The sequence below is a fragment of the Frigoribacterium sp. 2355 genome, from assembly GCF_054060695.1.
On the sequence record NZ_JBSSDL010000007.1, the window covers coordinates 75,569 to 90,321 of the forward strand.

Here is a 14,753-nt window from a genome sequence, read left to right on the forward strand (position 1 = left end):
GCCGCGACGAAACGCGCGTTTCGTACGCTGGCGGCGACCACCCGACATCCCCACGATCAGGAGTCCCGATGTCACAGTCCCCGCCCGAGTCGCCCGAGCCGCCCGCTTCCCCGGTCGCGACCGCCGGGCCGCCCGAGACGACACACCCCGTCGACCGCGTCCCCCCGCTGCGGAGGCTCTTCCCACTCGGCCTGCAGCACGTGCTCGCGATGTACGCCGGGGCGGTCGCCGTGCCCCTCATCGTCGGCGGAGCCCTGGTCGGCATGGGCCAGCTCGAGCCCGGCGACATCGCCTACCTGATCAGCGCCGACCTGTTCGTGGCCGGCATCGCGACGATCGTGCAGTCCGTCGGGTTCTGGCGCTTCGGGGTGCGGCTGCCCCTGATGCAGGGCTGCACCTTCGCCGCCGTCGGACCGATGATCGTGATCGGTGGCGAGTACGGCATCACGGCCATCTACGGCTCGGTCATCGCGAGCGGCGTCTTCATGATGCTGCTCGCCCCGTTCTTCTCGAAGCTGGTGCGGTTCTTCCCGCCGATCGTCACGGGCACGGTCATCCTGATCATCGGCGTCTCGCTCATGGACGTCGCCGCCGGCTGGGTCGGAGGAGGCGCGGGTTCCGACGACTTCGGACGCCCGCTCGACGTCGCCTTCGCCGCGGGCACCCTGCTGCTGATCATCCTGATCGAGCGGTTCGCGCCTCCTGCGCTCCGCCGCCTGTCGATCCTGCTGGGGCTCGTCGTCGGCACCCTCGTCGCCTGGCCGTTCGGGCTGACCGACTGGAGCGGAGTGGGCGAGAGCGCCTGGTTCGGGCTCGCCCTGCCGTTCCACTTCGGGCTGCCGACCTTCCCGGTGAGCGCGATCGTGTCGATGTGCATCGTCGGCCTGGTGATCATGACCGAGACCACCGGCGACATCATCGCGGTGGGCGAGATCGTCGACCGCCCGGTGACGCCGCGACGACTGGCCGACGGGCTGCGGGCCGACGGCCTGTCGACCGTCATCGGCGGCGTCTTCAACACGTTCCCGTACACCGCGTTCGCGCAGAACGTCGGCCTGGTCAGCATCACCGGCGTGAAGTCGCGGTACGTGGCGACGCTGGCGGGGGGCATCCTCGTGGTGCTCGGGTTGGTGCCCGCGCTCGGAGCCGTCGTCGAGGGCGTGCCCGTGGCGGTGCTCGGCGGGGCGGGCGTCGCGCTGTTCGGCATGGTCGCCGCGAGCGGCATCCGGACGCTGTCGAAGGTGCGGTTCACGAACTCGAACATCCTGATCGTGGCGGTCGCGCTGGGCGTGAGCCTGCTGCCGACGGTCAGCCCCGAGATCTACGCGCAGTTCCCGACCTGGTTCACGATCGTCTTCGACTCGGGCATCAGCGCCGGCGCGATCGTCGCCGTTCTGCTGAACCTGCTGCTCAACTCGCCGCGGATGCAGGCGCGCGACGAGGGTGCGGACCGTGACGTGTCGGCGCACGACGCCGTGCGCGGGCCCGCGGCACCGGCCGGAGCGAGCGAGCGCGAGGGCTGAGCCCGGGCCCCGGTCCAGCCCGCGCTCGCGTCGCACCGACGACTGAACGTCGCACCGCGCATGTCGGCGGTGCGACGTTCACTCGGTGGTGCGACGCGTGGTCCGGGCCCGGCCGGGCCCGGCCATGCCAGGCCCGGCCATGCCAGGCCCGGCCCAGCCGGCCCCGACCCGGCCCAGCCGGCCCCGACCCGGCCCGGCCGGCCCCGACCCGGCCCGGCCGGCCCCGACCCGGCCCGGCCGGCCCGGCCCCGCCCCGCTCTGCCCGGCTCAGCGACCGCCGGCGAGGCGCCAGAGGCGGTCGCGCGACATCGGCAGTTCGTGCGGCCGCACGCCGAGGGCGTCGCGGATCGCGTTGGCCAGGGCGGGTGCCACCGGGTTGTACGGCGCCTCGCTCATCGACTTGGCGCCGAGTGGACCGAGGTCGTCGTGCGTGGTCGCGAAGTGCACCTCGGTCTGGGGCACGTCGCCGAACTTGGGCATCCGGTAGTTGCGGAACGCCGTCGTCAGCACGCGACCCTCGTCGTCGAGCATCATCTCTTCGTAGAGGGCCGTGCCGATCGCCTGCGCCGTGCCGCCCTCGACCTGCCCGCTCAGCTGCTCGGGGTTCAGCACGACGCCGGCGTCCGCCGCCTGAACGGAGCGCAGCAGGCGCACCTCGCCGCTCGCCCGGTCGACGGCGACCTCGAAGCCGTGGACGTTGAACGCCACCGAGCGTGGGGTGCCGTCGTGGGAACCGTCGGCGGTGAGCGGACCGTCGGCCAGCAGCCGTTCGCCGGACACCAGGACGGTCGCGTCGACACCGGGGCCGACCCGCACCACGACGCCGCCCGCGACCACCTCGGGGGCGGTGCCGGTGTCGACGGCGTGACCCGCACCTCCGGCGATCGCCAGCGCGCGGTCGACCATCGCCGCGCGCAGCTTGTGGGCGGCGGCGAGCAGGGCCTTGCCGGCGACGACGACGCCGGCCGACCCGTACGCGCCCGTGTCGTACCGGGCCACGTCGGTGTCGGACTGCCGGACGACGACCCGGTCGGGCGTGGTGCCGAGCGCCGAGGCGACGAGCTGGGTGTGCACGGTCGTCGTCCCGTTGCCGAACTCGGCCGTGCCGACGCCGATGTCGTAGCGGCCGTCGGGCAGCAGCTCGATCGAGGTGTCGGCGAAGTGACCGCGTGGCGGGATCGTGGCGATCATGGCCAGCGCCATGCCGCGCCCGGTGACCCAGGTCTGTCCGACGGGGGCAGGAGGCGCGCCCTCGGGGGCAGGGGACTCCAGCGCCTGCTCGACCAGGTCGAGGCACTGGTCGAGTCCGTAGCTGCCGATCAGCAGATCGCTCTCTTCGTCGGGGTCGGTGACCACCATCGGGTCACCGGGGACGATCACGTTGCGGCGGCGCAGCTCGAACGGGTCGATGCCGAGCTCGCGGGCCAGTTCGTCCATCGCGGACTCGACGGCGAAGACGACCTGCCCCAGCCCGTACCCGCGGAACGCCCCCGAGGGCAGGTTGTTCGTGTAGACCGACTCGGCGTCCACGCGCTTGTTCGGGCAGCGGTAGACGCTCGTCGACTCGTGCACCGAGTGGTACATCACGCCGACGCCGTGGTTGCCGTAGGCGCCCGTGTCCATCAGCTGGTCGACGTGCAGCGCGGTCAGCACCCCGTCGCTCGTCGCGCCGACGCGCACGCGGACGCGCATCGGGTGGCGGGTCGGCGCGATCGTGAACTCGTCCTCGCGGGTGAACTCGTACTGCACGGGTCGACCGGTGCGCAGCACGGCGAGGGCGACGAGGTCTTCGGTGATGAGCTCTTGCTTGCCCCCGAAACCGCCGCCCACGCGGGCGGCGAAGACCCGGACCTGCTCCTGCGGCAGCCCGAAGACGTGGGCCAGCTCGTCCCGCACGAGGAACGGCACCTGGCTCGCCGTGCGGATCACGAGGCGTCCGTCGTCGTCGAGCCAGCCGCGCGAGGCGTGCGTCTCGAGCGCGCCGTGCGAGACGCGCTGCGTGCGCCAGGTGCCCTCGACGACGGCGTCGGCCTGCGCCAGGCCGGCCTCGACGTCGCCCGTCTCGTCGTGCATGGCGGCCACGGTGTTGCGCTCGGGGAACGCGATCCGCGACGCCTCGACGGTCTTCTCGCCGTGCAGCAGCGGGGCCCCGGGGGACCGCGCCGTCTCGGGGTCGAACACGGCGGGCAACGGTTCGTACTCGACCACGATCGCGGCCAGGGCGTTCGTCGCCGTGCGGACGTCGTCCGCGACGACCGCGGCGACGCGCTGCCCTCGGAACCGCAGCACGGGGTCGAGGACGAGGCCGTCGTCCGGGTCGTCCTCGCGGTCTTCGTGGCGACCGGTCGAGAACAACGTCGCGGGGGAGTCGCGGTGGGTCAACACCAGGTGCACGCCGGGCAGCGCCTCGGCGGCACTCGTGTCGATCGAGGTGATGCGGGCGTGGGGGTGCGGGCTGCCGAGCACGGCGAGGTGCAGCAGCTTCGTCGTGCTGCGGAAGTCGAGCGTGTACGGCTCGCTGCCGGACGCCACGCGCAGGGCCGCCGGGGCCTTCACCGACCGACCGGCCGCCTCGCCGTCGGCCGGGGCCACCGTGTTCGAGACGCCGCAGATCGCGTCGCCGATCGCCCGGTACCCCGTGCACCGGCACAGGTTGCCCTTCAGGAGGCGCGGGAGGTCGTCCGCGTCGGCCTCGGTGAACGTCGAGGCCGTCACCACCATGCCGGCCGTGCAGAAGCCGCACTGGAACCCGGCCGCGTCGGCGAACGCCTGCTGCACGGGGTGGGGGTGCTCGGGGGTGCCGAGACCGGCCGCCGTCGTCACCGCCCGGCCCTCGAGCCGGTGCGCGGGATAGATGCACGAGTGCACGGGTTCGCCGTCGACCAGCACCGAGCACGCGCCGCAGTCGCCCGCGTCGCAGCCCTTCTTGACCGAGTGGACGCCGTGCTCGCGCAGCACCGTCCGCAGCACCTGGCCGGGGTCGACGTCGGCGTCGAGCGGGAGGCCGTCGACCTCGAACGTGACGTGTCTCGGGGTCATCGCGCGCCTCCGGGGGTCGTGGTGGTGGGCGGCGTCCGCCTCGCGCGGGCTGCCGCGCTGCGAGGGTCGTGGGTCGACTCGCGCACGGGTCGCACCGGTGCGTCGGTGGCGGGCCGTCCGAGCTCGACCCGCAGCTCGTCGGCGAAGCGGGCGCTCATCGCGCGGCGCCAGTCGGGGTCGCCGTGGGGGTCGGAGTACCAGCAGTCGATGCGGCCGAGAGCGTCCGCCAGGGCCCGCTCGGCGGGCACCTCGTCGAAGCGCAGCTGGACGGGACGGGTCGTCCCCGCCGTGATCGTGACCACGAACTCGCCGTCGAGGCCGAGTCGGGCCGTGACCAGCGCGCCCGAGCGGCCCAGGGGGCTCAGCGAGATGCGCCGGAACCCGGTGCGGGAGCGCAGGGACCCGAGCGGCACCTCGAGGGCGCGCAGCACCTCACCCGGCTCGAGGGTGGTCTGCACCACTCCGGTGACGAAGGTGGACACGGGCTCGCGGCGCTCGCCGCCGTCGGTCGTCCAGACGAGGGCCGTGGCGTCGAGCGTGGCCATGAGCGACGTCATGGCCCCGGCAGGCAGCCCGAGGGCGACGTTGCCGCCGACCGTCGCGACGTTCCAGATCTTGAACGAGGCGAGCAGCGAGTTCGCGCACTGGTCGACGAGCGGGTGGGCGACCCAGTCGTCGTCGGCGGGCAGCCGCAGCAGCTCGGCGATGGTGCAGGTGGCGGCGACGCGGAGGACGTCGCCACCGCCGTCGACGTCGACTCCGCGCTCGACCGGCATCCACCCGAGCGAGGTCAGGTCGACGAGGCCGGTCAGCCCGGGCTGCCGCTCCGAGAACAGCCACGTGCCGCCGCCGAGGGGACGCTCGCCGGGCGCGAAGACGATCTCGTCGCGGCGTGACGGGGTGCGGATCTCGCGAACGGTGGTCAGGTCCATGGGAGACCCCACTCTGCACGACCGGGGTTTCGAGCATGTGTCGGCTCGCTCGGCGTCGAACGACCGGCCCCGGCGCGGAGCCGCCGACACCGCAGCCGCGTCGGGTCAAGGGCCGGGACGGGAGCCGGGGCCGCGGCGAGGGCCGGGGACGTGGTCGCACCACCGTCGTGTCGTCGAGCAACGCTCGCGGGTGGTTCCACGACGCGGACGTGGTGCGAGCGGCAGCGGACGTGGTGCGAGCGGCCACCCGCCGGGGCGCGCCTGGGTGCCGCGTCGCCCGACGCCCGGGAGGCGCGGGTCGGCCAGCCGTGCCCGTCGCCTCGGGGCACCGTCGCTAGGGTGTGCGTCATGATCGAGCTCGACGACGCCACCCTGCGTTCGCACCTGCTGGCCGCCCTCGCCGTCGAGCGGTGGGTCGACGACGTCGCGGCGCAGGCGCCGTTCGCCGACTCCGACGCCCTGGTCACGGTCGCGGCCGCCGCCGCCACGCCGCTCAGCGCCGCCGAGATCGACGAGGCGATGGCGCACCACCCGCGCATCGGTGAGAAGCCGGTCGGCGACGGCGCCGCCCAGGCGTTCAGCCGGCGCGAGCAGGGCTCGGCGGTCGACGCCGACGACGAGACGCTCGCGCAGCTGCTGGCCCAGGGCAACGCCGCGTACGAGCAGCGCTTCGACCGGGTGTTCCTGATCCGGGCCGCGGGTCGGAGCCGGGCCGAGATCGTGGGTGAGCTGCACCGCCGGCTCGGGCTCGACGACGACACCGAGCTGCGCATCGTCGGAGCCGAGCTGCGCGACATCGCCCTGCTGCGGTTGCAGTCGACCTTCGCCGAGTCGGCGCCTGCCGGGTCGGCACCTGCCGGGTCGGCACCTGCCGGGTCGGCGTCCGCCGAGTCGGCACCCGCCGGATCGGCACCCGCCGGGTCGGCACCCGGCGGGTCGACGTCCGCCGAGTCGGCACCCGCCGAGCCGGCGTCCGCCGGCCACGACCAGGCCCGAGCATGAGCCACGTCACGACGCACGTCCTCGACGCCGCACTGGGCCGCCCGGCCGCCGACGTCCCCGTCGCCCTCTACGACGCGCGGGGCACCGAACTCGCCACGGGCGTCACGAACGCCGACGGGCGCGTGCCCGAACTCGGCCCGGACGCCCTGCCCGCCGCCGACTACCGACTGGTCTTCGAGACCGCCGCCTACTTCGCGGCGGCCGGGCGTGACACGTTCTACCCGCGGGTGACCATCGACTTCACCCTCGCCGACGAGTCGAGCCACTACCACGTGCCCGTGCTGCTCAGCCCGTTCGCGTACTCGACCTACCGCGGCAGCTGACCCCCCTCGCACGACGGCTCAGTAGTCGGTGCGGTGGTCGTGGCTCGCCCACGCCTCGAACGGCGCCGGTGCGTTCGCCGGGCGCACCTCGTCGACGGGGAGGTCCCAGGTCGACCGGTCGCGCGCGAACAGTTCGTAGAACTCGAGGTCGTCGAAACCGCCTCGCGCGGCGTCGTGCCGGTCCGCGGCGTACACGACCCGGTCGACCCTGGCCCAGAGCGACGCCGAGAGGCACAGCGGGCACGGTTCGCACGAGGTGTAGAGGGTCGTGCCGGCGAGGGAGAAGTCGCCGACCGCCCGGCACGCCGCCCGGATCGCGGTCACCTCGGCGTGTGCCGTGGGGTCGAGGTCGGCCGTCACGCGGTTCCGACCCTCGGCCACGAGTTCGTCGCCCCGCACGATGACGGCCCCGAACGGTCCGCCCCCGTTCGCGACGTTCTCGACGGCCAGTTCGATGGTGCGGGCCAGCCAGCGGGCGTCGTCGGCGTCGGTCACGGTGGCTCCTCGGGGTGGGGCGGGGGTGGGGCGGTTCGGCTCGACGAGGCTCATGCGAGACCCGCGGAGGCGCGCCACGCATCGTGGGCCGGCGGGGCGTCGTCGCGCAGCACGGTCGCCTCGATCAGACCGTACGGGCGATCGGCGGCCCAGAAGACCTCGCCCGGGTTCTCGAGGCCGAAGGGCGACAGGTCGTAGGCGAAGTGGTGCTTGTTCGGTGCCTTCAGGCGCACCTCGACGATCGAGGGGATCGCCTCGAGGACGGCCGTGCCCATGTGCCACAGGGTCTGCTGCAGGGCGAGCGACTGCAGGGTGGCGAACTCGCGGACCATCAGGCGCTTGACCTCGGCGTACGTGGCCTCCCAGTCGACGTCGGTCGTGCCGAAGCGCCACTTCGCGTCGAGCGCCGTCGCCATGACCCGGTCGTGCGTCTCGGGCAGGGTCGTGAACTCGTCGGTCAGGAACCCGGCGAACTCGGAGCCGGTCGACTTGAGCAGGACCAGGTCTTTCAGCCCGCCCACGACGTACTCGCCGGTGCCGTCGACCGTGACGGCGGCGGTGCGCACCTCTTGACCCGAACGCAGCCAGGTGTGGTCGTGCTCGCTGCCGTCGACCACGGCCCGCTGCCAGTCGTACTGCTCGATCTCGATGCGGGCACCCGTCACGGGTTCGACGTCGTGCACGAAGTGGCGGGCGAGCTCGAGCCCGAAGCGCTCGACGGCTTCGACGCCCTTCGACTTCGCGAACGCGAACGCGGTGTTCTTCTGGGTGTCGGTCGGCAGGACGGCACTCTGGTCGCCGCGGAGGTACGCCGCGTCGAAGGGGCCCCGCAGTGCCGTCGTGACGTTGACGTCGCGGATCTCGTGTCGGGGCCCGTCGCGGTAGAAGCGCACGAGTCGCGACTCCGCCTTGCCGTACTGGTTGTCGCCGAGGATGATCGCCATGCGGCGATGATCACACAACCGTGTGAACGACTTGTTTCACGATCGGCGATTTGTGAACAACTCGTTTCAGAGGGCTTATCGGGACGAGGCGTCCACTCGCTACTGTGCTGGGCATGGCGATCTCCGAGGCGACCCCCGCACCCCCGTCGGGCCCCGTTCCCGCGACCCCGATCCTGCAACCCCTGTCGCCCGGCGACCGTGGCGCTGCCCTCCCCTACGTGCCGGCGACCCTCGCCACGACCCTGTGGGGGCGCCTGCCCTGTGCCTCCGACGAGCCCGTGCTCACCATCGACCCGGGCACGGCCGTCCTCATCGACACCCTCAGCCACGAAGGCGTGCTCGACGACCAGGGGCGTGACCCCCGAGCCTTCTTCGCTCGTCACGGGGTGCCCCCCGAGCACGTGCTCGACGACGCGGTCGCCCTGGCCGCCGCGAGCGACGACCAGCACGGTCGCGATCCGGGTGCCGACGGCCCGCACGTCGTGACGGGCCCCATCGCGATCCGCGGCGCCCAGCCTGGCGACGTCGTCACGATGACCCTGCTCGACGCGACACCTCGCGTGCCGTACGGCGTCATCTCCAACCGCCACGGTCGCGGGGCCCTCGCCGGCGAGTTCCCGCTCGGCGCCGATCCGGTCAGCGTCTTCGCGGCCGTCGACCACGAACCCGACGGCTCCCTGGTCGGCACGTTGCCGCTCGTGCCCGGTGCCGGTCACACGGTGCGGTTCCCGCTGCACCCGTTCCTCGGCATCATGGGGGTCGCCGTCGCGGGCGACGAGCGACCGCACTCGGTGCCACCGGGTCCGCACGGGGGCAACGTCGACATCGCCCTCCTGACCGAGGGCGCGTCCCTGCACCTGCCGGTCCAGGTGCCCGGGGCGCTCGCCTACGTCGGCGACCCGCACTTCGCCCAGGGCGACGGCGAGGTCGCGCTCACCGCGATGGAGGCCAGCCTGCGCGTGACCGTCCGGTTCGACCTGGTGCCGCGCGCCGAGGCCGTGGCGCTGTTCGGCGAGATCTCCGGGCCGCTGGCCGAGACCGCCGAGTCGCTGGTGCCGACCGGTCTCGACGAAGACCTCGACGAGGCGGTCCGCGCCTGCGTCCGAGCGGCGATCGACTTGCTCGAGGCCCGCTACGGCATGGACCGCAGCCTCGCCTACGCCTACCTCTCGGCCGCGACCGACTTCGACATCTCGCAGGTCGTCGACCTCGTCAAGGGCGTCCACGCCCGCATCCGCAAGGCGGACTTCGGTGGCTGACGCGACCCGTACACCGCCGGGCCACCCCGAGGAGGCACGGGTCGGCTCGGGCACCGTCCCCACCTCGGTCGAAGGCGAGCTGCCTGACGGCCTGCTCGAGGCGTTCGACGCCTACGAGCGCGCACTCGCCGCCGACGACCAGGCCGCGCTCGCCGCGGCCTTCGAACCGACCGCCACCGTCATGCGCGCCGACGCCGGTGGGCTGCTGGTGGGGCACGACGCGATCACGGCCTTCCGGGCGAGGCGCGGGTCCGGCCCGGTCCGACGGGTGGTCGAGTGCCACGTGCGGGTCGTCACCGCCGACGTGGCGATCGTCGTGTCGGTCAACGCCCCGGCCGCCGGGGGTCGTGGTGTCGTCACGCAGCTCTGGCGCCGCGATCCGGATGCGGGCCCGGGGGGTGCCCGCTCCTGGCGGATCGCCTCGGCCCAGGTACAGGCGTCGCCGCCGGCGATCGACCGCCGGGTCTGGCGGGTCGTGGGCGAGCCGCTCGTCTCGGGAAGCCGAGGGGACGACCCGACCGGCACGGCGCCTCCTGCCCTCTCGGGCGAGACGGTCGCCGTGAAGGACTTGTTCGCGGTCGCAGGCCACGCGATCGGGGCCGGCGTGCCTGCCCGGCTCGCGGGTGCGGCCCCCGAGCCTCGGCACGCGGCCGCGGTGCAGCACCTGCTCGACGCCGGGGCCGACCTGCGCGGCATCGCGCAGACCGACGAGTTCGCGTACAGCATCGCCGGACGCAACTCGGCGTACGGCACCCCTCCCAACCCGGCCGTGCCGGGTGCTATCCCGGGCGGCTCGACCAGTGGCCCGGCGGCGGCCGTGGCCCTCGGGCAGGTGAGCATCGCCCTGGGCACCGACACCGGCGGATCGCTCCGCGTGCCCGCGTCCTACCAGGGGCTCTGGGGCATCCGCACCACCCACGGGGCGGTCGATCGAGCCGGGTTGCTCCCGCTCGCGCCGAGCTTCGACACGGTCGGCTGGCTGACCCGCGAGGTCGACACCCTCCGTCGGGCGGCCCGGGCGTCGGTGCCCCTGGCCGACCAGGTGTCGGTCGAGCCGTCGTACGTCGTCGATCCGCGGGTGCTCGCGTCGGTCGAGCCCGGCGTGCGCGCCGAGTTCGTGAGGGCTCTCGACGAGGCGACCGCCGCGGGGCGGGTCGAGCGTCCCGAGGAGGTCGTGCTGGGCGACGTCGCCCACCTCTTCGAGCTGTTCCGCGTGCTGCAGGCCTTCGAGGCCTGGCAGTCCGACGGCGACTGGATCACCGAGCACCCGGGCGAGCTCGCCGCCGACGTGTCGGCCCGCTTCGCGTTCGGCGCGACGGTCTCGCCTGGGCAGGCCGAGGAGGCGCGGGTCGCCCTCGGCCACGAACGTCGTCGTCTCGAGGCCCTGCTCGACGGCCGGGTGCTGCTCCTGCCCAGCGCGTCCTCGGCCGCGCCCGCGCTCGGTGCGACCGCCGCCGAGGTGGACGCCGTGCGCTCGGCGACCCTCGGGCTGACCTGCATCGCCGGCGTGCTCGGCGCCCCCGCCGTCTCGGCGCCGGTCCTCGAGGTGCCGCTCGCCTCCGGACGGAGAGCGCCCGTCGGGCTGTGCCTCGTGGGCCCTCGCGGGGCGGACCTGTCCCTGCTCGATCTCGCGGCGACCTGGGCGACCTGATGCCCGCCCCGGCCTGTGCCCGACGAGTTCACCTGGCTGAAACACGGGTTGCGTAGGGTGGGACGGGTGAAACGCGTCTTCCAGCCGATCGACCCTCCCGCCCGCCTCCTGATGGGCCCCGGCCCGATCAACGCCGATCCCCGGGTGCTCCGCGCGATGTCGGCGCAGCTCGTGGGGCAGTACGACCCGGCCATGACCGCCTACATGGACGAGACCCAGGCGCTCTACCGCGAGGTGTTCCAGACCTCGAACGAGCAGACCCTGCTCGTCGACGGCACCTCGCGCGCCGGCATCGAGGCCTCGCTCGTGTCGTTGATCGAACCGGGCGACAAGGTGCTCGTGCCCGTCTTCGGTCGCTTTGGGCACCTCCTGCGCGAGATCGCGGAGCGCTGCGGGGCCGAGGTGCACGTCATCGAGGTGCCCTGGGGCCAGGTCTTCCCGCTCGAGACCATCGTCGAGGCGATCGAGCGCGTCCAGCCGAAGTTGCTCGCGGTCGTGCACGGCGACACCTCGACGACGGTCGCCCAGCCCCTCGAGGGGCTCGGCGAGGTCTGCGCCCGTCACGGCGTGCTGTTCTACACCGACGTCACGGCGTCGATCGTCGGCAACGCCTTCCGCACCGACGAGCTCGGCCTCGATGCCGTGAGCGCCGGCCTGCAGAAGTGCCTCGGCGGTCCCTCGGGCTCGTCTCCCGTCACCTACGGCGAACGGGCGGTCGAGGTCATCCGGGCTCGCACGTCGATCGAGGCGGGCATCCGCACCGACGGCGACACGACCAGCAGCCGACGCATCGCGTCGAACTACTTCGACCTCGCGATGATCTTCGACTACTGGGGTCCTCAGCGCCTCAACCACCACACCGAGGCGACCACCATGCTCTGGGGCGCCCGCGAGTGTGCCCGCCTCGTCGTCGACGAGGGCGTCGACGCCGTGGTGGCACGACACGAGCTGCACGGCCGTGCGATGCTCGCCGGGGTGCAGGGGCTCGGCCTCGAGACGTTCGGCGACCTCGCGCACAAGATGAACAACGTGGTCGCCGTGGTCATCCCCGACGGGGTCGACGGCGACCGGGTGCGCGGTGCCCTGCTCACCGACTTCGGCATCGAGATCGGCACCTCGTTCGGCCCGCTGCACGGCAAGGTCTGGCGCATCGGCACGATGGGCTACAACGCCCGTCGCGACACCGTGCTCACGACGCTCGCCGCGCTCGAGGCCGTGCTCCGCCGCGAGGGCGCACCGATCACGAGCGGGGGCGGCGTCGGGGCCGCGTACGACGTCTACCTCGACGCCGACCGGGCAGGAGGCGCGGCGTGAGCGACGAGGCTCGCCTCGTCCTCGAACGCTGCGACGCCCTGGCCGCGGTCTCGAGCAGCCCCACCGGCATCGAGCGCGTGTACCTCTCGCCCGAGCACGCCCGGGTGAACGCGATGGCCGGCGAGTGGATGCGACGGGCCGGCATGACCACCTGGCGGGACGCGGCCGGCAACCAGCGCGGCCGCTACGAGGGCACCGAGCCCGGCCTGCCCGCCCTGCTGCTCGGCTCGCACCTCGACACGGTGCCCGACGCCGGCCGCTACGACGGCATCCTCGGCGTGCTGCTCGGCATCGCCCTGGTCGCGCGGCTCGAGGCGTCCGGCACCCGTCTGCCGTTCGCGATCGAGGTCCTCGCCTTCGGCGACGAAGAGGGCACCCGTTTCGGCACCGCCCTGCTCGGTTCCCGCGCGGTCGCCGGCACCTGGCTGCCCGAGTGGTGGTCCCTGGCCGACGCGTCCGGCACGACGCTGCGCGAGGCCTTCGTGGCGTTCGGCCTCGACCCCGACCGGGTCGGCGACGCCGCCTACGAACCGGCCGAAGTGATCGGCTACCTCGAGACCCACATCGAGCAGGGCCCCTACCTCGAGGAGGCCGACCGGGCGCTCGCCGTCGTCTCGTCGATCGCCGGGGCACGACGTTTCGAGCTGACGCTGACCGGGGTCGCCGGCCACGCGGGGGGCGTCCCGTTCCACCGTCGGCACGACGCGCTCGCCGGGGCCAGCGAGATCGTCCTCGCGGTCGAGCGACTGGCCCGAGAGGCCGACTGCATCGCCACGGTGGGTCGCCTGCAGGCGTTCCCCGGCGGCGTCAACGTCATCCCCGGTCTCGTCGAGTTCAGCCTCGACCTCCGCGGCGAGCACGACGACCGACGCGACGAGGTCTGGGCCGGCATCCAGGCCGTCGCGGCCGAGGTCGGCGAGCGTCGAGGGCTGACCCTCGCGGTGGACGAGACCCACCGCGCGCCGGCCGTGGTGGCCTCACCGCGCCTCCGTGAGTTCGTCCGCGACGGCATCGCCGCCACCGGCGACACCGACCCGATGGTCCTGTTCTCGAAGGCCGGGCACGACGCCATGGCCGTCGCCGAGCTGACCGGGTGGGCCATGCTGTTCGTCCGCTGCGGCAACGGCGGCATCAGCCACCACCCCGACGAGATCGTCTCGATCGACGACGTGGCCGTCGCTCTCGACGCCTTCGAGGCCGCCGTGCACGCGGTCGCGGCGGCGCACCCGGCGCAGGCGCAGGCGCAGGCGCAGGCGCAGGCGCAGGCGCAGGCCCAGGCCCAGGCGCGTGCCCAGACCCAGACGCAGGAGCCCGCGTGAGCGACCAGGTCGAAGGGGCGGGCATCCGTGACCGGATCGACTCGGGCTACGGCCGCCTCTCGCCGCGTGAACAGCGGGCCGCCGACTTCATCCTCGACCACCTGGACGACCTCGCCGTCTACACGGCGACCGAGATCGCCGAGCAGAGCGGCGTCTCGAAGGCGACGGTGTCGCGCTTGTTCCGGCGGCTCGGCTTCACCGACGCCCAAGAGGTGCGCGACCAGGCGAGGGCGTCGCGGAGCCGGGGCGTCCCGGTCGGCCCGGCCCGCGCCTCCGGCGGCATCGCCGAGCACGCCGAGGCCGAACGTCGCAACCTCGACGTGATGCTCTCGGGGCTCGGCGACGGCCGACTCGAGCGGGCGGCCGCGCTGGTCGCCGGCGCCGAGCGGGTCGTCGTGGCGGGGTTCCGCAACAGCTACCCGGTGGCCCTCCACCTGCGCCAGCAGCTGGTCCAGGCACGGGACGACGTGCGCGTCGCGCCGCAGCCCGGCCAGTCGATCGGCGAAGAACTCGTCGGGCTCGGAGCACGGGACGTCGTCGTGCTGGTGGGGTTCCGCCGCCGTCCGGCCGGGTTCGCCGGCGTCCTGTCGGCGCTGGCCGCCCGCGGCGTGCCGGTCGTGCTCGTGGCCGATCCGTCGTTGCGGGGAGTCGACGTGACCGTGAGGCTCGACTGCCCGGTCGAGACCCCGGCCCCGTTCGACAGCTACGCGAGCGCCATGAGCCTGGCCGCCCTGCTGGCCGGGGCCGTCCTGGCCGAGACCGTGTCGGCCGCCCGGCCCGAGGGGGGGCGGAGCCGCGTGGCCGAGATCACGGGGCTCTACGCCGAGCTGTCCGAACTCGAGTGACGCGCGCCGCACCGGCCCGCGACAAGAACGCACCGACGCCCCCACGGCCCGCAGGCCGAGGGGGCGTCAGGGTGTCGGACGACCGGGTCAGCTCGTGGCGAGCCGGC

At 73.7% G+C, this 14,753-nt stretch carries 12 protein-coding genes; 8 read left to right on the forward strand and 4 right to left on the reverse strand.

Features of this window, described 5'->3' with window-relative positions; translation table 11 throughout:
* The first annotated feature begins 68 nt into the window (after positions 1 to 68).
* Positions 69 to 1,523: a nucleobase:cation symporter-2 family protein gene (locus tag ACVJ1F_RS10370; RefSeq protein ID WP_456886013.1), complete on the forward strand. Its 1,455-nt coding sequence runs from the start codon at positions 69 to 71 to the stop codon at positions 1,521 to 1,523.
* A gap of 267 nt (positions 1,524 to 1,790) precedes the next feature.
* Here ACVJ1F_RS10370 and ACVJ1F_RS10375 read toward each other — a convergent pair whose 3' ends face one another.
* Together ACVJ1F_RS10375 and ACVJ1F_RS10380 are read right to left on the reverse strand one after the other, a co-directional pair.
* Positions 1,791 to 4,562: a molybdopterin-dependent oxidoreductase gene (locus ACVJ1F_RS10375; protein WP_456886015.1), complete on the reverse strand. Its 2,772-nt coding sequence runs from the start codon at positions 4,560 to 4,562 to the stop codon at positions 1,791 to 1,793.
* Positions 4,559 to 5,494 carry an FAD binding domain-containing protein gene (locus ACVJ1F_RS10380; RefSeq protein WP_456886017.1) on the reverse strand — a complete coding sequence of 312 codons (936 nt, stop codon included), beginning with the start codon at positions 5,492 to 5,494 and terminating at the stop codon, positions 4,559 to 4,561. The genes ACVJ1F_RS10375 and ACVJ1F_RS10380 overlap by 4 nt, the downstream gene beginning before the upstream one ends.
* A gap of 348 nt (positions 5,495 to 5,842) precedes the next feature.
* On the opposite strand from ACVJ1F_RS10380, the gene uraD reads away from it, so the two are divergent.
* Positions 5,843 to 6,496 carry a 2-oxo-4-hydroxy-4-carboxy-5-ureidoimidazoline decarboxylase gene (gene uraD / locus ACVJ1F_RS10385; protein WP_456886019.1) on the forward strand — a complete coding sequence of 218 codons (654 nt, stop codon included), beginning with the start codon at positions 5,843 to 5,845 and terminating at the stop codon, positions 6,494 to 6,496.
* Entirely contained in the window at positions 6,493 to 6,819 is a 327-nt protein-coding gene (uraH, locus tag ACVJ1F_RS10390) for a hydroxyisourate hydrolase (RefSeq protein WP_159827984.1), read from the forward strand. Before uraD ends, uraH begins: the two co-directional genes overlap by 4 nt.
* 18 nt (positions 6,820 to 6,837) lie before the next feature.
* Here the strand turns inward: uraH and ACVJ1F_RS10395 are convergent, their stop codons facing one another.
* Positions 6,838 to 7,314, reverse strand: a complete 477-nt coding sequence (locus ACVJ1F_RS10395; protein WP_267659226.1) for a nucleoside deaminase — start codon at positions 7,312 to 7,314, stop codon at positions 6,838 to 6,840.
* 50 nt (positions 7,315 to 7,364) lie between these two features.
* Positions 7,365 to 8,258: a factor-independent urate hydroxylase gene (gene pucL, locus ACVJ1F_RS10400; protein ID WP_056043854.1), complete on the reverse strand. Its 894-nt coding sequence runs from the start codon at positions 8,256 to 8,258 to the stop codon at positions 7,365 to 7,367.
* A gap of 113 nt (positions 8,259 to 8,371) precedes the next feature.
* Between pucL and ACVJ1F_RS10405 the strand changes: the two genes are divergently transcribed.
* The 5 genes from ACVJ1F_RS10405 to ACVJ1F_RS10425 all read left to right on the forward strand — a co-directional run bounded on the left by ACVJ1F_RS10405 (position 8,372) and on the right by ACVJ1F_RS10425 (position 14,646).
* Positions 8,372 to 9,517 (forward strand): acetamidase/formamidase family protein, encoded by a 1,146-nt coding sequence (locus ACVJ1F_RS10405; RefSeq protein WP_456886021.1) that lies wholly within the window; start codon positions 8,372 to 8,374, stop codon positions 9,515 to 9,517.
* Complete coding sequence (locus ACVJ1F_RS10410; RefSeq protein ID WP_456886023.1) at positions 9,510 to 11,168, forward strand: AtzH-like domain-containing protein; 1,659 nt, start codon at positions 9,510 to 9,512, stop codon at positions 11,166 to 11,168. The genes ACVJ1F_RS10405 and ACVJ1F_RS10410 overlap by 8 nt, the downstream gene beginning before the upstream one ends.
* Positions 11,169 to 11,279: 111 nt before the next feature.
* Positions 11,280 to 12,482, forward strand: coding sequence for a pyridoxal-phosphate-dependent aminotransferase family protein (locus tag ACVJ1F_RS10415; RefSeq protein ID WP_123571496.1), 1,203 nt, complete (start codon positions 11,280 to 11,282; stop codon positions 12,480 to 12,482).
* The gene (locus ACVJ1F_RS10420; RefSeq protein ID WP_456886025.1) at positions 12,479 to 13,801 is read left to right on the forward strand and encodes an allantoate amidohydrolase; all 1,323 of its coding nucleotides are present in this window, start codon (positions 12,479 to 12,481) and stop codon (positions 13,799 to 13,801) included. Before ACVJ1F_RS10415 ends, ACVJ1F_RS10420 begins: the two co-directional genes overlap by 4 nt.
* Positions 13,798 to 14,646 carry a MurR/RpiR family transcriptional regulator gene (locus tag ACVJ1F_RS10425; protein ID WP_371740448.1) on the forward strand — a complete coding sequence of 283 codons (849 nt, stop codon included), beginning with the start codon at positions 13,798 to 13,800 and terminating at the stop codon, positions 14,644 to 14,646. The genes ACVJ1F_RS10420 and ACVJ1F_RS10425 overlap by 4 nt, the downstream gene beginning before the upstream one ends.
* Positions 14,647 to 14,753 lie beyond the last annotated feature (107 nt).